Here is a 17092-nt window from a genome sequence, read left to right as displayed (position 1 = left end):
GGGCGTGCTTAAGAAATTTTTTATTAAAAACTTCATGACCTTTATTATTGCGGTCTCCATTCCAGTGTTGATTTTCAGCTTGATGGTTATGAACGTGTTTCAATCTTCGTTGAAAGAAGAAATAGACACCAATACGCATAAAGCGTTAAATATGTCCAAGGAGACGGTAGAGCTCATTTTCTCAGATATGAACAGTATGAAAATACTTATTGACTACAACCCTCAAATAAGCTTGCCTTTATTGAGGGTTTTAAGCACGGATTTAGTGACCCATGAGGATACGACGGCGCTGAAGCTCATTCGGCCTTCGCTCAAATCGTCCAGCTATTCGAGAATGTATATCAACTCAATCTACGTTAAAGTTGGCGACAGCAAATACTTTTTGGCGAACGGGGATAAGGAATCGATCACCGACTATTACGACACCGCCTGGTATGAGAGCTTTAAGAAACAAAGCAGGGATACGATGCTGTGGACGGAAAAGCGGAGGATCAGAGACCTGGACGTTGTAAGCATCTACCAGCGGACCAAGCTGAACGGTGTCATTGTCATCAATGTAAGGCAGGAGTACTTCAATAAAATGCTGGACTCCATAACGACATACGATGACCAATATATGGCGGTGCTGAACGAGAAGGGGGAGTTGCTATTTTCAAATAAAGATATGGGGCAGCTGTTGGAATCGGCGGACGGAGGCGGCCATACTGACGAAACTACACTTTTTGCCGATTTGCTCCGAAGCGATCGCTACCGTGTAGTGGAAATGTCCTCGGAGCATTATAGTTTCAAATACGTTTCCGTTATTCCGACCATGACGATCTATAGCTCGGCGATCCTGATCATCAAGCTGACACTGTATTCGGCGATTGTCTCTCTTTTGATCAGTTCACTGCTGGCCTATTATTTTTCCATCCGCAATTACAGGCAAATCGCGAGAATATTGAAGATTTTCAAGCTGGCCAAAGCGGGCATGACGCTGCCGAACGTCGTAGAAAAGAAGAAAAACGACGTTTATTCGCTGATTCTGAACGATACGATCAATTCATTCGTCAATCAGAGCCGTATGAATCTGCAATTGTCAGAAAGGAAGTACCGGCAGGTACTGGCCGAGCTGACGGCGCTCCAATACCAGATCAATCCTCATTTTCTGTTCAATACGCTGCAATCGATCAATTTTGAGGTGTTGAATGTGACTCTGAGGCCTACCTTCGCTAACACGATGATCGAGCAGTTGTCCGAGATTCTCCGTTATTCGCTCGACAGTCCGCTTCATATGGTTACCATCCGGGAAGAAATCGAGATCACCAAGAAATATATCGATATCCAGCGCTATCGCTTCGACAACACATTCAAAGTTATCTGGACGTATGAGCAGGACGTCTTGGAATGCAGCACGATCCGGTTATTGCTGCAGCCGATTATTGAGAATTCCGTCCATTACGGAGTATGCAAGGAAGGCAGCTACTGCCATATTACGATCCAAAGGGACGGGGATGACATTGAGTTTGAGATTACTGACAACGGACCCGGCATGTCGGAGCAGCGGCTTGACGAAGTGGCTGCATCGCTCCAATCCGAGCCCGACTATGGCATCTCCGAGCATATCGGCTTGCGGAATATCAATTCACGATTAAGATTAAAATACGGAGACGAGTACAAACTGTCCATCCGGAGCAACCCCGGCGAAGGGGTAACCGTCACGTTTAGAATAAAGAGCTAGAAAGACCGCTACTCTTCAGAATCGTAAGTAATGATACCTCTTCATAAGTCCGGTACATACAAATGAATTGGTGCAAAATGCTATAATAAAGCCGAAGAATACGCTTACATTCCACAATCGGAATTACAAAAACATTCTGTAGGGAGGTTTCATTTCTTTGGCTAAACTGAACACTAAGTACATAGGGCTGCTCTTCATTTCTCCCTGGCTGATCGGGTTTCTGTCTTTCCAGCTGTATCCGCTCGTTGCTTCTTTTGTATACTCGTTTACCGATTACAGCGTTCTCAGGTCGGCGAAATTCGTTATGTTTGACAATTACATCCGCATGTTTAGTAGCGATAAAGATTTTTTACATTCGCTTAGGGTCACTTTTTCCTACGCGCTGATGGCGGTACCGGGAAAGCTTGGCTTCGCTCTCATCGTCGCCTTGTTGCTTAATATCAAGATTAAGGGTATGAGCTTTTACCGGACGCTGTTTTACTTGCCTTCCATTCTCGGAGGCAGCGTCGCGTTGTCCGCACTATGGCGGCTTATGTTCATGAAGGACGGTATAGTCAACAATATGCTCAATGGCGTCGGTATTCCTGCACCCGACTGGCTGGGAGACCCGAATATTGCGCTGTTCACCATCAGCTCGTTAGAGGTATGGCAGTTCGGATCGTCGATGGTGCTGTTCCTGGCGGCGCTAAAGCAGATTCCGCAGGAGCTGTATGAAGCGGCTACGGTGGACGGAGCCTCGTGGGGGTCCAACTTCTTCAGAATTACGATTCCGCTCATTACGCCTATTATTTTCTTCAATCTGATCATGCAGACGCTCCATGCGCTGCAAGCGTTTACGTCCGCATTCGTCATCACAGGCGGAGGTCCACTCAAGTCGACCTATCTGGTAGGGATGAAGCTGTACAACGAAGGCTTCAACAATTTTAAGATGGGCTATGCTTCGGCTATTTCATGGGTATTGTTTGCTATTATTTTACTTATTACCCTCTTGATCTTTAAATCTTCTAACGCTTGGGTTCATTATAACGATAAGGAGGAGAGCGCATGATGAAAGGAAGAACCGTTTCTCAATGGGTCAGTCATGCCGTCCTTGTTATCGGCAGTTTGATCATGATCTACCCTCTCTTGTGGATGCTGTTCGCAACCTTCAAGCAAAATGCCGAAATTTTCGGCTCAAGCAGAATTTTGCCGGAGAAGTTTCCGTTCGATAACCCGTTTGCCGCTTATAAAGCGGGCTGGAATGGACTTACGGAAATCGGGTTTAGCGATTTTTATTGGAACACGATTGTCATGACGGTGCCCACGGTTCTGTTTACGATAATCTCTTGCTCGCTGGTTGCCTACGGCTTTGCAAGATTTAACTTTCCGTCCAAAAAGCTGTGGTTCGCCGTCATGCTGTCGACCTTGATGCTGCCTAATGCGGTCATTGTCATCCCCCGTTATCTGCTGTTCAACAAGCTCGGCTGGCTGAACACCTACTTGCCTTTTATTGTTCCGGCGCTGTTCGCCTGCTTTCCGTTCTTCATCTTCATGCTCGTACAATTCATCAGAGGGATTCCGCGTGAGCTGGATGAATCCGCCAAGATGGACGGCTGCTCAGCCGGAGGCATTCTCTTCAAAGTGCTTTTGCCTGTCATGAAGCCGGCTCTTTTCTCGGCGGGACTGTTTCAGTTTATGTGGACATGGAACGAATTTTTCGATGTATTGATCTATGTCAACAGTGTGGAAAAATATCCGCTGGCGCTCGGCTTGCGTATTTCGATGGATACCGCGTCTGACGTGCAGTGGAACGTGGTTATGGCAATGGGTCTGCTTTCAGTGCTGCCGCTTGTGCTGATCTTTTTCTTCGCGCAAAGGTATTTCGTTGAAGGAATCGCGACAACAGGGCTCAAAGGCTAACTATATCCGATCGAAGGAGGTCGGCATTATGTACAAGTTAATTATCGTGGATGACGAGTCGAAAATCAGATCAGGACTGGAGAAGCATTACCCTTGGGTGGAATTGGGGTTTGAAGTCGTAGGAAGTTTCCCGAACGGTCAGGCGGCTTTGGATTATTTATACGATCATCCTGTCGATGTTGTTCTCTCCGATGTCAGAATGCCGGTGCTCACGGGAACGGAGCTGGCTCGGTGCATTCGTGAGCAGCGATTAAGCCCGATCGTAGTCTTCCTGAGCGGTTATGCCGATTTTGAGTATGCTCGACAAGCGCTCCTTCACGGCGTTCGAAATTATATATTGAAGCCGGTCAAATTCGCCGAAATCGTATCCGTTTTTTCCTTGATCAAGCAGGAGCTGATTGAACGAAGCAAGCCGGAAGCAGTTGTGCGTACGGATAATTCTGCCGATGCGATCAGCGGATATTATGAGAAAATTATTGACATCGTGGAATCTTACGTGGTTGTGCATATAAAGGACGCCTCGCTCGAAGGAGCTGCCCAGCAGGTCAATATGAGCCCGAATTATTTATCAAAAATATTCAAAGAAAATACCGGCAGAAACTTCTCCGATTACTTATTCGAGATGAAAATGATCAAGTCCAAGGAGCTGATGGCCGATATCAATCTTAAAATTTACCACATTTCATCGGCAATCGGCTATAACAATCCGAAAAATTTTTCCAGAGCGTTTAAGCAGTACCATGGCATTTCTCCGCGGGAGTACAGGTGAATTTGTGTCAAAAAAAGGGGTAGAAACTGATACCTTTTCATAAGATGAGCGCCTGTTTATTTGGAGAAAGGGATGCTATTCTTTGAAAAGAAAGCGCTTTATATTTTATGCAATGCGAATCACTTAAAGGAGGTCGGCATGCGAGAGGCTATGATTCCAAAAATGAGAACGGTCGGACTAGTCGAGCTGGAAAGGTTTATTTATGAAGCAGTTGCAGCTTGTGGGGTACCTGAGGAGGACTGCGTGAAAGCCGTTGACGTGTTTATGCGGGCGACGCTGCGGGGAGTGGGGCACCACGATATTTACGATTTACCGTCCCGGATCTCGCGGCTGCTCAGCGGTGAAATTAACGCGAAACCGCAGTATAAGCAGCTCAGCGTGTTTAAGACGATGGAAGCATGGGATGTCGACCGCGGACTCGGTGAGGTTGTATGCTGCTTTGCAATGGAGCGGGCGAAAAGGCTGGCTGACGATTACGGCATCGGTATGTGTTTTATCCGGAATTCTAATCATTTTCTCGCGGCTGCTCCTTATGTCGAGCAAGCTGCTGAGGAAGGCTACATTTCCTTGCTGCTGTGCAAGGGCGGCATGAACATGGGAACGACAGGACGCACAGAAAACTGCATGGGCTCGCTTCCGCTCGGCTTCGGCTTTAGCGCAGGCTCCGATATTCCTCCTGTTGTATTCGACGCATGCCTCGCCTACGCATCGCATGGGGAGCTTCGCGCGCGTGCGGCCAAAGGTATTCCGATTGAGCCCTGGTGGGGCGTCGACACGGACGGACAGCCGACGACTGACCCGGCTAAAGTGCTGGAGGGTACAAGATTGCCCATCGGCGGACACAAAGGGTATGCGCTCTCGATGCTGGGAGAAGTGTTAAGCGGCGTGTTTACCGGAGGCTGGATTATGGATCAGGCACCGGACGAAGAAGTTGTGGACAATCATTGGGGGCATACGGCGCTTGTGATTAAGCCGGATACGATGTTGGATATGGCCACGTTTAAGCAGCGGACGTCGACTTTACTTGACCGCGCCGACAAGCTTGCACCCGGTGTACATATCCCAGGGCACGGCTCCTACCGAAGAAAAGCAGGTATGTTAAGTAAAGGAACGATCGATTTAGAAAGCGGTCTGGTGGAGAAATTAGCGGTAGCGGCCGCCAGGCTGGAAATTTCACCGCTAATCAATTACAGATCTTAAGGGGGAAAATTCCATGATATCGAAAAGAAAGATCTCATTATTGTCATGTATTTTGTCGCTGGCTGTTGCGTCGGGATGCTCCGGCACCGGATCCGCTCCGGCTCCAAGCGCGGGTTCCGGTTCTGGCAGCAGCTCCGCCACCTCTTCCGGTTCTGGCGCCGCTAAAGAAGCGGGGAAAAGCGAAGCGGCTCAACCTGTGGCATCGTCAGCACCGAAGGAAAATGTTACGCTCCGCTTTTCCTGGTGGGGGAACGAGGTTCGCCATAAAGCAACGATCGACGTGATCAACTTGTACATGAAGAAGAATCCGAACGTCACCATTAAGGCGGAATATCGCGGCAAGTCTGAACGGGAATTGATCGCTACCGGTCTTGCCGGCGGCAGTATTGCCGACATCGCGCAGCTGAACCCACCGTGGATGGAGGACTTTACAAGAAACTCCGACTTTTTCGTCGATTTCAACACGAAGAAAAATCTGATCGATTTGTCCAGCATTGACCCGCAATTTTTGAAAGAAAACGGTGTCTTTAACAATAAGCTGGTCGGACTTCCGATGGGCGTCAACGCGACGATTGGTATCATGAATAAAACGGTGGCTGACAAGTTCGGCATCCCATCCTCGCTCGATACCAAATGGACATGGGACGACTTCTACAAATACGGGAAAACGGTCAATCAGAAGGATCCCGAATCGTATATGCTGAACATGGATATCGGCAGTATGGTTGAGTTTGTCCTCAAGCGTTATATTGTGCAAAAGACAGGCAAATATATGATCGGCGACGATTACTCGTTGGGTTTTACAAGAGACGACCTGGCGGAAGCGCTGACCTACATCAACAAGCTGTATAAGGATAAAGTCGCGATTCCGGCATCCGATGCACAGGTGTTTAACGATGCCGCACAGACGAATCCGAAGTGGATCAACGGCAAGGCGGTTATGGTGTTCTCTTGGACATCGACCGTATCGCCTTATACAAACGGTATTAAAGGCGAATTCGTACCGTTCGCTCTACCGGTCCGCGAAGGCGCTAAGAATACGGCTTTGATCGTCAAACCACCGCAAGTGGTTGCAATCTCTAATAAGAGCAAAAATATCGACGAAGCGGTGAGGTTCGTTAACTTCTTCTTGAACGATATTGAAGCAAATAAAATTTTGAAGGACACTCGTTCCATTTCCGCAGTTAAGCCTGTAGCTGACGCTGTAGGCGCCGGTAAGCTATATGATCCTGTTGTATTGAAGGGCCATGAATACGGCATGAAAAATATGGGCCTCGGCGATAACGGACCTACGACAAACGGTGAGATTATTGAAGTATTGGAAAATGCGGTTGAGATCGTAGCGTATCCGAACGCCAGCATCAATAAAGTGACGGACGACTCGATGAAGCTGATCAATGACATCGTGAAAACAATGAAAAAGTGATTGAATGATCGTCACCATTGGGTCAAGGTTAGCCTTGGCTCAACTGCATTCGAGCAAGAGTAGATCAACAATGTGCAGCGGGAGGTTTCTGAGGATGAGAGTACCTTTTGAACAGTTGTATGGAGAGCTCCGAAGGGTGCTGTTGAAGGAAGGCTTTACCGAAGACAGAGCGGAGCTTTCTGCAAAATTATTTGCCGAGGCCAGCAGGGACGGGTTTTATACCCATGGGCTCAACCGTTTTCCGACCTATCTTGATTACATTCGCAAAGGCTTTATCGATATCCACGCGACTCCGGAAAAAGTCGAGGGCATGGGGGCTGTGGAGAGGTGGGATGGACGCAGAGGACCGGGCAATATCAATGCCTATCTGAGCATGGGACACGCGATCGAGCTTTCACGTACGTACGGTATTGGCTGTGTTGCCATCAAAAACACGAACCATTGGATGAGAGCGGGCAGCTATGGCTGGCAGGCGGCGGAGGCGGGCTGTATCAGCATATGCTGGACGAATACGCTGCCGAACCTGGTGCCTTGGGGGGCGGAAGAACGGAAGATCGGCAACAATCCGATTGTGCTGGCTGTGCCGCGGGAAAAAGGACCGGTTATTCTCGATATTGCGATGTCCCAATTTTCATATGGTAATCTGAACACTTATTCGTCACGCGGGGAAGCGCTGCCGGTTGCGGGCGGGTATGATGGGGAAGGCTGTTTGACGAATGATCCGGATCAAATATTGGCAAGCGGGAAGCTACTGCCAATCGGCTATTGGAAGGGCTCGGGGCTTTCAATCTTGCTGGATCTCATTGCCATGATGCTGTCCGGTGGGCGTTCTACTTACGAGGTCGGCTTGGACGAGGGCGAGCAGGCGGTTTCACAAGTATTTTTGGCGTTTGATACGAGGGCACTTTTGGACCGGAACATGCTGAAGGAGAAGCTTGAGTATGTTATCGATGATCTTCATTGCTCGATGCCGGCTCAAGGACACCGCGACGTCCGGTATCCGGGAGAAGACACGCTGCGCAGACGGGACGATAATATATGCAATGGAATTCCTGTCGATCCGCAAATTTGGCAATCGCTGCTTGACGCTTAAGAAGGCTTCGGCTTTGTGGAGGGGATTGGGTTGAAAAAAGTACTGATTACTGGAGCTGCCGGAACAGTTGGCAAATGTATCTATCTAAGCTTGCGGGATGATCCCAATTACGAGGTGATCGGCACCGATATTTTGGCAGATCCAAGCCTAGGCATCGAAACGATGGATGTGACGGATTACGAAAGCTGCCTGCGCTGGATGGAAGGCGTCGATACGGTCATTCATATGGCTTTCCGCATGAAGCATCCGAGCCTTGCCGATGCGTTTCAGGTTAATTACTTGGGCATGCACCATGTTTATGAGGCAGCCAGAGAGCGCGGGGTCGGCAGAGTGATCTTCGGCAGCTCCAACCATACTGTAGGCCGTTATCTCGCAGATGAAGCGGTCGGTGACGATTCGCTTTATCGCCCAAGCAATTTATACGGGCTATCGAAATGCCATGGAGAGTTAATGGGGAGGCTGTATTCGGACAAGTGCGGTATTTCATCGATCAATGTACGAATCGGCACCTTCTTCGGAGTACCTCCGAGTTCGAAAAGGGACCTAAGCACATGGATCAGCAGTAGAGATTTGATTCATCTGATGAAATGCTGTGTTGATGCCGATGCTGATTTGAAGTTCCTAAACTTATTCGGCATCTCCAACAACCGGGACAAATATTGGGATATTGCTTATTTGAAGGACTTAATCGGTTACGACCCGCAGGACGATGGATCCGCCTATGAAGGGAGCATCCCGCCGGATAAGTTCAATCCGGAAGAGCTTGTCTACCAAGGCGGCATCGGCGCTTTCCGTCCCGCTGTTTATTAGATTGACGTGGTTAGGTTAACTATTTAGCCATACAGGAGGGACGCTAATGAAAATTGTTGACGTTGAAGTGGTGACGTTTCGCGCGAAGTCGTGGTTAGGAAGCAATAAAGACGGCCATCAAGGTCCCGGCCGGGAGCACGATATCGCTCATCCGATGATTCGCATCGTTACGGACGACGGAGCGGAAGGGTACCATATCCCTTACCAGCAGCTGATTCCGAATGAGAAATATGAGCTGCTCGGAGCGGAAGCGAAGCAGCCTGAGAAATTTTCAGATAAGCCTGTGTCGGACCCGAAGCACGATCCGATTCAAGGTGTCGTTGACAAAGTGATCAAGCCGCTGCTCATTGGAGAAGACCCGATGGCGCGTGAAAAAATACATAATAAATTGTGGGTCATGCAGCGGAGCAGCAAGCGTCTGACCGACAGATTGATCTGCTTTATTGACTTGGCACTGTGGGATATGGCCGGCCGCGCATTCAAGCAGCCGGTGTATAAACTGCTGGGTGGTCACCGCACGAAGGTGAAGGCGTACGCGAGCACAATGATCGGGGACACGCTGGAAGGCGGCTTGAATACACCGGAGGCGTTCGCCGATTATGCCGAAGTGTGCAAAAATAGAGGCTACCAAGCATTCAAGCTGCACACATGGGCCGAGCGCAAGTGGACGGAGTCGACGATTAACGCATCGCCCGATCCGAAGCGGGATATTGCGGCATGCCGAGCGGTCAGGGAGCGGGTCGGTGACGACATGGATTTGATGCTGGACCCTTATCACTACTATAACCGGGAGCAGGCGCTTTATTTGGGCAAGGAGTTAGAGAAGCTGAACTTCGTCTGGCTGGAGGAGCCAATGGATGAATACTCGTTGTCATCCTATATTTGGCTGACTGAGCGGCTCGATATTCCGGTGATCGGACCTGAGGTGCATAAAGGCAAGCTCGCTTCGCGGGCGGAATGGATTGTACGTAAAGCCAGCGATATTTGCCGGGCCGGCGTGATGAATGTCGGCGGTCTGACGCCGCTGATGAAAGTCGTCGGCTTATGCGAAGCGTTTGGCGTCCGCTTGGAACTTCATTCCCCTGGGCCAGGTAACCTGCATGCGATGGCCGCAATGACGATTCCGGGTGAGTATTATGAACGCGGCATGCTGCATCCTTTCCTTAATTATGATCATGTGCCTGTATGGCTGAATTCATCGGTCGAGCATATGGGTGAGGAAGGCTACGTGCATGTGCCTGACAAACCGGGTCTTGGCTGGGATATTAACTTTGATTATATTCGCGAGCATAAGCTATAAAAGGAGGGCTACGTTTGAAAATCGTCGATCTACAGGTAGTGCGGTTTCGAGTTCCGGCATATAACGGCTTTAACGTGGATGGCCATCAGCATCCGGTATCCGGACGCTGGTCCGAGGAAGCATTGATTCGCATTGTGACGGACGAAGGTGCGGAGGGTGTGTATGTCAGCTCACAGCGTCATTTTGAGCCCACAGATAAGTTTCCGTTTGAACGTCTGGTGGATTTGTCAGCGGGTGGAGGCCGGCAAGGCAGCTTTCAAGTGAACTCCAACTCGTGGGATGTTCTGCTCAAGACGGTGCGCCCGCATCTGATTGGGGAGGATCCTGTCTGTCGGGAACGCATATGGCGGAAGCTCAACGGGCTGCAGCGGTCGTTTCCGAAGCTGACTGACCGGATTTTAGCGATGATTGATTTGACGCTTTGGGATTTGGCGGGCAAGGTCAGCAAGCTGCCGGTCTATAAGCTGCTGGGCGGTCACCGGGAAAAGGTAAAGGCATATGCCAGCACGATGGTAGGAGATCATTATAAGGGCGGCCTCAGCACGCCGGAAGAATATGCGGATTATGCCGAGGTGTGCAAGAAACAGGGATATAAGGCGTTTAAGCTGCATACGTGGATGGACGAGGTGTGGACGCCTTCGACGATCACGGCGACTCCGGATCTTCTTCGTGATGTCGAGGCTTGCCGTGCGGTAAGGGAACGTGTAGGCGTCGATATGGTGCTTATGCTCGATCCGTACCACACCTACTCCCGCCAGCAGGCGCTGACCATCGGGAGAGAGCTTGAAAAGCTGAACTATTACTGGCTCGAAGAGCCGATGAACGAATATTCCGTGTCGTCTTATGCATGGCTCAGCGAACAGCTGGACATCCCGGTCATCGGGCCGGAATCCCATGCGGGCAAAATTTATGCTCGAACCGAATGGGTGATCCGCAAAGCTGCCGATATTTTGCGAGCGGGCGTTATGGGCGTCGGTGGCTTGACTCCTTTTATGAAAATCGTCCATTTGGCCGAAGCTTTCGGCATTCCGCTTGAGGCGCACAGTCCCGGGGTCGGAACGCTGCATGCTATCGCCGCTATGAGCATCCCCGGCGAATACTATGAACGCGGGCTGCTGCACCCCTTCCTGAATTACGACGTCAAACCTCCTTGGCTGAACGAGATGATCGACCCGATGGATGAAGAGGGCTTCATCTCAGTTCCTCAGGGACCGGGCCTCGGCATGAACATAAACTACGACTACATTGAGCGGCACCGGATTATTGAGGAGTAGGACTTGCAAGGCGTAGACTATCGATACATTCATGCTCACCCATCGTTAAGACGAGTGTCCGGCGATACAAAAATGAGTGCTCTTAGATCCCCGCCAATCGGGGATTTTTTATTTCAAAGCACCTATGTTCGTGTTACGAGGTCACGACACAAACATAGGTGCATAATCGTTTTGCGACACATACATATGTGCATAATCGCGGTGATATTCACATGGCCATTAAGCTCCCTCGGTACGATTTAATTTTCTCGCGAATACTCGCTTATTCGCAGGATTTCATCCCATTGTGGGAGGAGTCTAGAAGAGAAGGGACGAAAAGCTGGAATTAACAAGGTATTTGGTCCTTCTAGTTTAGATGTGTTTCAGATCCTGTTCTCTCTTGTGTTTGAAGGCCGAAACTGGTTCCGTCTCTTGGAGAGTGAGCGAGGTACGTCGCTACCTGGAAAAGACGTTATTTATCGTTTTCTTAATCAAGGTACGTTCGCTTGGCGGAAGTTTCTTCATAGTTTTGCTTTAAAGATCATTCAGCACTTTGAATCGCTCTGCTTCTTCGCGTACGCGTGTTTTCATTATCGACGATTCAGTCTTAAACCGTAATCGCAGTAAAAAAGCCGAACTACTGGCTCGTGTATTCGACCATACGACTGGCCGGTTCACCAAGGGTTTTACCATGTTAACACTCGGGTGGTCAGATGGATATAGCTTTGCTCCGATTGACTTTGTCATGATCTCTTCGGCTAAACTGGTGAATCGGATTTGTTGGACAGTTGGTTTACTCAAGCACCGTTGCTTCGCCAGCTCCATGCAATGGGACTTCCGGTCATTGGTATGATCAAAGAGATGAAGCAACGCTACCGCTTGAATGGCAAGTTGATGACCTTGAAAGAACTGTACGCCACCCTACCTAAGAACAAGAATAGAGAGATCTTAGGTTCTGTCATTGCTGAAACATCTTGTGGGTTACCCGTTAAGCTGGTTTTCGTTCAAAACCGTAATAAACTCCGGGAATGGCTAGCCATTCTCAGTACCGACCTGACGGTACTTGCAGACGAGCTTGTTCGAGTCTACGGGATGCGCTGGAGCATTGAGACCTTTTTCAAATTCACCAAAAGCTATCTTAAACTGGGCACTGAGTTTCAGGGCCGCTCTTTTGACATGCTTATTTGCCATACGACTGTGGTATTCAGCCGTTATTTAGTCATGGAGTTTGAGCGCCGGCAAGCGAATGATGCCAAGTCATTGGGCGGTCTTTTCTTCCTATTTGCTGATGAAGTAAGGGACCTGGATTACCAAACCGCGTTGCAACAACTGATGGCATTGTTCCAGCAAATGGCCGAAGCCAAGACAAAACGGGAGAAGTCCAATGTTTTTTGTCAACTCCGCGAGTGGATAGTCGGTTTACCTTGCTACATCAAAGGTTTGTTCATAGATTTAAGCTGCGAAAGTTGAGTGAATTACAACACCTTTCTTTGTTTGCATGGTTGCTCGACACTTCCATGATACCAAACAAGAAGGGTGTTTTTCTGTCAATAGTGGAAATTTTCCTTCTGTACCCCTACAGCAGCAAGCGATTAGAGTGCTTTATTAGCTGCGAAAGTTGAGTAATCAAGAAAAAGAACAATAGAAATATCTGAGCAGTTACACATGCCATATGCACATATAGATAATGTTCCGATTTATAAAACTACTGATTTTCTACTGTGATTCGGAGGGTGAACACTTTTAAAAAAAGTGTTCACCCTCCGGGTCATTTATATCAAATGGTAGTAATGCTAAAAAAGTAAGATGTATCAAGTTAAAAAGGAAGATCCATCATTCTCGATAGATTAAGGATAGGCTTATAATAATAAACGTAAACGTAATTAGGAGGAGGAATAAAATGTACCAGGAGAAACAGTACGATATTGTAATTTACGGAGGGACTGCGGCAGGTATTATGGCCGCTGTTCAAGCAAAAAAAATGGGTAAAAATGCAGTCGTGATCGAGCCAAGTCAGCGAATTGGGGGCTTGACCACTGGAGGCCTGGGAGATACGGACTTCGGGATGAAGGAAGCTATCGGGGGCTTATCCTTGGAGTTTTACAAACGGGTAGCTCAGAAATATTCACATGACGGAGCTTGCTGGCTGTTTGAACCTAAAGTAGCGCTCGAGGTTTTGCAAGATTTGGTGGCGGAACATAACATCGAAGTCATATACGGAGAAAGGCTACGTCTAAAAGACGAGGTCACAAAGAAAGGTTCAAAAATTATCTCCATTTGTATGGAATCCGGGAACCTCTATCAAGGCAAAGTGTTTATTGATGCTACTTATGAAGGGGATTTAATGGGTAAATCGGGCGTATCCTATTTTGTCGGCCGGGAGTCCAATTCACAATATGGGGAGACATTAAACGGCATTCATCCTGGCAATGAACTCAATGAACTACCCAGCGGGATCGATCCATATGTCATTAAAGGGGTGCCCTCGAGCGGCTTGCTTTTGCGAGTCAATCCTCACCGAGGAGGCAACATGGGCGATGGAGACACAAAGCTTCAAGCTTATAACTTCCGCATGTGTTTGACGAATAATCCGGACAACCGCCTGGAGATCGAAAAGCCTGAGGGATATAACGAAGCCGATTATGAAATTTTGTTCCGGGCCATCGAGCAAGGGCAAAGTTCGAAATTTTTTAAATTGAATATGGTAACTTCGGATAAGACAGATTCCAATAACAACAGTGGCATTTCTACGGATTATAACGGAATGAACCATAGTTATGCAGAGGCGGACTATCTTGAGCGGGAACACATGTGGCATGCTCATCGCCTCTATCAGCAAGGCTATGTGTGGACCATTCAAAATCATCCGCGAGTGCCGGAGGAAATTCGGGCGGTCTACAAGCCATGGGGCTTGCCGCTCGATGAATTTATCGAGACAGGTCACTGGACTCCACAGTTATACATCAGAGAATCCCGCAGAATGATTAGTGACTATGTTGTGACCGAGCATGTGGTCAGATTGGAAAAACCTGTGCTCGATTCCGTTGGAATGGGCTCCTTTGCCATGGACTCACATCACACGCAATATTATGTAAACGAAGACGGGCATGTTAGCACGGAAGGCGGATTTTACGTAAAATTAAAAGCCCCTTATCCGATAAGCTATCAAGCAATTGTGCCAAAACGGACAGAGTGCACCAATCTAATTGTGCCGGTATGTGTTTCGGCTACCCATGCAGCCTACGGTTCGATCCGGATGGAGCCCGTATTTATGATCCTGGGGCAATCGGCTGCGGCTGCTGCCGTTCTGGCACTTGATACGGATGGTATCGTTCAAAATGTAAAGTATGAGCAGCTTCATCCCCTGCTCGTTCAAGAAAATCAGGTATTATACGTAGAGTTCCTAAGCACGCATCAATAAGGATTGAACCCATATCCAAATTTGCGCCGGTATTCGCCTGGGGGATGTCCAAATCGTTCGCGGAAAACTCGGCAAAAATGAGGGTAACTCTCAAAACCTGTCTTTTCAGCAACCTGTTCCAGCGCAAGATTGCTGTAGAGCACCTGCTGCTGCGCAAGCTTTAGCCTAACGTCAATACAGTAGGCGAACAGCGATTGGCCAAAAGCGGCTTTAAACAGATATGAGCAGCGTGAGACGCTTAATCCGACAGAGGCCGATATTTTTTCTAAACTAAGAGGTTCATTGGCATGACTTTCTATAAATAGCTTAAGTTTATGAGCGATATCTGCTCCTTTGGTGCGTTGTTTGCTCTTAATTACTTGCTCCAGTGTCAAACAAAGCGTTCTAAGAAGGTAGTCCATGATCTCCTCTTGGTTCTGCATGACTTTTTTCTTTTCGCTGATAATATGCTTCCATAGGGTAATGACCGTATCGTCAAAGCCAATGTTTGTTTTAGTGGGCAAGTCTTTGTTTTTCCACCACGAGTCCAGCCATTCCCCGTTACCGGCCAGGAAATAGTCGCCGACAGGTTGAACCGCACCCGAATCAGGAGCGCTTCGGGGCTGCACATTGAGTTCGTATGGCTGATCCGGAGGATAGATGAGCAGGTCACCGGGGATGATGGTCTCGGATTTCCCTCCCACCAGTGCGCGACAGGATCCTTCTGACTGAAGCCGGAACATGTAGAAGTTCAGCCCGTCTTTATACGTAACGGAGTGAAGCTTAGTGTGGGTGAAATAATTAGCATAAATGACGCTGGATTGGTGTTGAACTGACCTCGTCATAGGAAGATTCCTCCAGAAAATAACTATTCTGCTCCGATTATATAGTTTCTTCGTTGAGATTGACAGAGAAAAGAGAGGAAAACGGATCATGAAACCAAATTTTAAATATTTAAATAAGCCGGCATTAGAACCGGTACCAGGCTGTGACTGGGCCAGCAAAATGGTGCTGAATCCTGCCATCGTGCAAGATCCAGAGTCGAGCACATTGCATATGTTGTTCAGGGCAACGGGTCCTTTGGCACAAAAGCGGAGAGAAGGCTGCCACGACCCATACCCGATTTTCCTAGGCTATGCTACTAGCGAAGATAATGGGGAAACATGGGAAGCCGATTTCAGTGAGCCAGCGCTATCGCCGGCGTTAGGCTATGAAGAACACGAACTTTACATTGCAGATATTCATGGAAATCGCGTACGCAATTATGCGAATGGCTGTATGGAAGATCCGCGTATCTTCCCAATTGAAGGGGAGCTATACGTTAGTGTGGCTTGTCGTCCATTTCCTCCGGGCCCTTATTGGCTGTCGGATGTCCAGACGAGATTTGAATATGTACCAGAGTGGATATTCAATGGAAGTGAAGCTGAAGACCCTTTTATTAAAACAGCGCGCTCCAATGATACTGTCACGGTTCTATATAAATTAGATTTGCAGCAGTTGAAAATGCGTAACTATAGCGCAGCATTCCATTATATAGGCCCACTGACGGAAGGGCACGTTAGCGATAATCGGGACGTTTTTCTTTTTCCTGACAAAATGATGATTCAAGGGAATTCACAATATGTGATGCTTCATCGTCCAATGAACGTGTTACCGTTCGAGCGAGGAGCTGAAGTTAAGAAACCCTCTATCTACATAGCAGCTGCAAATACGATTGAGGACTTCGCTTCTCCGAAAGCAACGCATCGTCTGCTTGCGACGAGTGTCTTTCACTGGGAGGATAACCGCATTGGTGCAAGTTGGCCGCCAATCCGTGTCTCGGACGACGAATGGCTCGTATCTTATCATGGAAAGAAAGACGTTGTGTTTGGCTACACGCAGTCCTTCATGATTGTGAAGGAGCAGCCGAACGATTTCCCGGTAGTAACACATCGGTGCTCAGAGCGGCTGATGTTCGCAGAAAGAGAGTGGGAGATGCCTTCCGATTATCCGACGCCTTGCTTATTTACCACAGCTGGTATCGTCGTGGGAGATGAGCTGATCATGTCATACGGTGCTGCTGATCAGAAAGTAGGAATTTCTTGGGTCAACTTTAAAGAGTTAACGGATTACATCCGTTGTTTCGACGAGAACGGTAGTGCCATTAAAACATATTCTAAGCAAGATTGAGAAAAAGGGTAACAAAACTAACAGCATCAGCTACTACATATCTATCGGTAAAG

13 protein-coding genes and 1 pseudogene are annotated in these 17092 nt (G+C 48.3%); 13 read left to right on the top strand and 1 reads right to left on the bottom strand.

Translation table 11 applies throughout. The features are described from left to right. Positions 1 to 4 precede the first annotated feature (4 nt). The 12 genes and pseudogenes from ACFQ0C_RS19610 to ACFQ0C_RS19555 all read left to right on the top strand — a co-directional run bounded on the left by ACFQ0C_RS19610 (position 5) and on the right by ACFQ0C_RS19555 (position 14891). The gene (locus tag ACFQ0C_RS19610; protein ID WP_379368701.1) at positions 5 to 1720 is read left to right on the top strand and encodes a cache domain-containing sensor histidine kinase; all 1716 of its coding nucleotides are present in this window, start codon (positions 5 to 7) and stop codon (positions 1718 to 1720) included. Between the two features lie 157 nt (positions 1721 to 1877). Next, positions 1878 to 2768 carry a carbohydrate ABC transporter permease gene (locus ACFQ0C_RS19605; RefSeq protein ID WP_379368699.1) on the top strand — a complete coding sequence of 297 codons (891 nt, stop codon included), beginning with the start codon at positions 1878 to 1880 and terminating at the stop codon, positions 2766 to 2768. Beyond that, positions 2765 to 3619 carry a carbohydrate ABC transporter permease gene (locus ACFQ0C_RS19600; protein ID WP_379368697.1) on the top strand — a complete coding sequence of 285 codons (855 nt, stop codon included), beginning with the start codon at positions 2765 to 2767 and terminating at the stop codon, positions 3617 to 3619. The genes ACFQ0C_RS19605 and ACFQ0C_RS19600 overlap by 4 nt, the downstream gene beginning before the upstream one ends. Positions 3620 to 3647: 28 nt before the next feature. Further along, positions 3648 to 4388, top strand: a complete 741-nt coding sequence (locus tag ACFQ0C_RS19595) for a response regulator transcription factor (RefSeq protein ID WP_379368695.1) — start codon at positions 3648 to 3650, stop codon at positions 4386 to 4388. A gap of 138 nt (positions 4389 to 4526) precedes the next feature. Beyond that, complete coding sequence (locus ACFQ0C_RS19590) at positions 4527 to 5588, top strand: Ldh family oxidoreductase (protein WP_379368693.1); 1062 nt, start codon at positions 4527 to 4529, stop codon at positions 5586 to 5588. A gap of 13 nt (positions 5589 to 5601) precedes the next feature. Beyond that, on the top strand, positions 5602 to 7014 hold the full coding sequence (locus ACFQ0C_RS19585) for an ABC transporter substrate-binding protein (protein WP_379368691.1): 1413 nt from the start codon (positions 5602 to 5604) through the stop codon (positions 7012 to 7014). A 94-nt stretch (positions 7015 to 7108) separates the two neighbouring features. After that, positions 7109 to 8107, top strand: a complete 999-nt coding sequence (yiaK, locus tag ACFQ0C_RS19580) for a 3-dehydro-L-gulonate 2-dehydrogenase (RefSeq protein ID WP_379368689.1) — start codon at positions 7109 to 7111, stop codon at positions 8105 to 8107. 30 nt (positions 8108 to 8137) lie between these two features. After that, positions 8138 to 8917: an NAD-dependent epimerase/dehydratase family protein gene (locus ACFQ0C_RS19575; protein WP_379368687.1), complete on the top strand. Its 780-nt coding sequence runs from the start codon at positions 8138 to 8140 to the stop codon at positions 8915 to 8917. Positions 8918 to 8963: 46 nt separating this feature from the next. After that, positions 8964 to 10217, top strand: coding sequence for an enolase C-terminal domain-like protein (locus ACFQ0C_RS19570; RefSeq protein WP_379368685.1), 1254 nt, complete (start codon positions 8964 to 8966; stop codon positions 10215 to 10217). Between the two features lie 38 nt (positions 10218 to 10255). Further along, positions 10256 to 11491 carry an enolase C-terminal domain-like protein gene (locus ACFQ0C_RS19565; protein WP_379368683.1) on the top strand — a complete coding sequence of 412 codons (1236 nt, stop codon included), beginning with the start codon at positions 10256 to 10258 and terminating at the stop codon, positions 11489 to 11491. A 264-nt stretch (positions 11492 to 11755) separates the two neighbouring features. After that, positions 11756 to 12940: pseudogene (locus ACFQ0C_RS19560) on the top strand (IS4 family transposase). A 430-nt stretch (positions 12941 to 13370) separates the two neighbouring features. Then, positions 13371 to 14891: an FAD-dependent oxidoreductase gene (locus ACFQ0C_RS19555; RefSeq protein WP_379368682.1), complete on the top strand. Its 1521-nt coding sequence runs from the start codon at positions 13371 to 13373 to the stop codon at positions 14889 to 14891. Here ACFQ0C_RS19555 and ACFQ0C_RS19550 read toward each other — a convergent pair. Then, positions 14885 to 15715 carry a helix-turn-helix domain-containing protein gene (locus ACFQ0C_RS19550; protein ID WP_379368681.1) on the bottom strand — a complete coding sequence of 277 codons (831 nt, stop codon included), beginning with the start codon at positions 15713 to 15715 and terminating at the stop codon, positions 14885 to 14887. The genes ACFQ0C_RS19555 and ACFQ0C_RS19550 overlap by 7 nt on opposite strands. Before the next feature lie 88 nt (positions 15716 to 15803). Between ACFQ0C_RS19550 and ACFQ0C_RS19545 the strand changes: the two genes are divergently transcribed. Next, positions 15804 to 17039 carry a glycoside hydrolase family 130 protein gene (locus ACFQ0C_RS19545; RefSeq protein WP_379368680.1) on the top strand — a complete coding sequence of 412 codons (1236 nt, stop codon included), beginning with the start codon at positions 15804 to 15806 and terminating at the stop codon, positions 17037 to 17039. The last annotated feature ends 53 nt before the right edge of the window (positions 17040 to 17092 follow it).

The sequence above is a fragment of the Paenibacillus sp. GCM10027630 genome (assembly GCF_042676305.1).
Taxonomy (GTDB): Bacteria; Bacillota; Bacilli; order Paenibacillales; family NBRC-103111; genus Paenibacillus_S.
The sequence above is the reverse complement of the archived record's forward strand: the minus strand, read 5'-3'. Positions and strand labels throughout refer to the sequence as shown.

Coding starts and splice junctions, on each gene's coding strand:
- ACFQ0C_RS19590 (WP_379368693.1), top strand. CDS start 4,527: ATGCGAGAGGCTATGATTCCAAAAATGAGAACGGTCGGACTAGTCGAG.
- ACFQ0C_RS19570 (WP_379368685.1), top strand. CDS start 8,964: ATGAAAATTGTTGACGTTGAAGTGGTGACGTTTCGCGCGAAGTCGTGG.
- ACFQ0C_RS19585 (WP_379368691.1), top strand. CDS start 5,602: ATGATATCGAAAAGAAAGATCTCATTATTGTCATGTATTTTGTCGCTG.
- ACFQ0C_RS19595 (WP_379368695.1), top strand. CDS start 3,648: ATGTACAAGTTAATTATCGTGGATGACGAGTCGAAAATCAGATCAGGA.
- ACFQ0C_RS19545 (WP_379368680.1), top strand. CDS start 15,804: ATGAAACCAAATTTTAAATATTTAAATAAGCCGGCATTAGAACCGGTA.
- yiaK (WP_379368689.1), top strand. CDS start 7,109: ATGAGAGTACCTTTTGAACAGTTGTATGGAGAGCTCCGAAGGGTGCTG.
- ACFQ0C_RS19555 (WP_379368682.1), top strand. CDS start 13,371: ATGTACCAGGAGAAACAGTACGATATTGTAATTTACGGAGGGACTGCG.
- ACFQ0C_RS19550 (WP_379368681.1), bottom strand. CDS start 15,715: ATGACGAGGTCAGTTCAACACCAATCCAGCGTCATTTATGCTAATTAT.
- ACFQ0C_RS19600 (WP_379368697.1), top strand. CDS start 2,765: ATGATGAAAGGAAGAACCGTTTCTCAATGGGTCAGTCATGCCGTCCTT.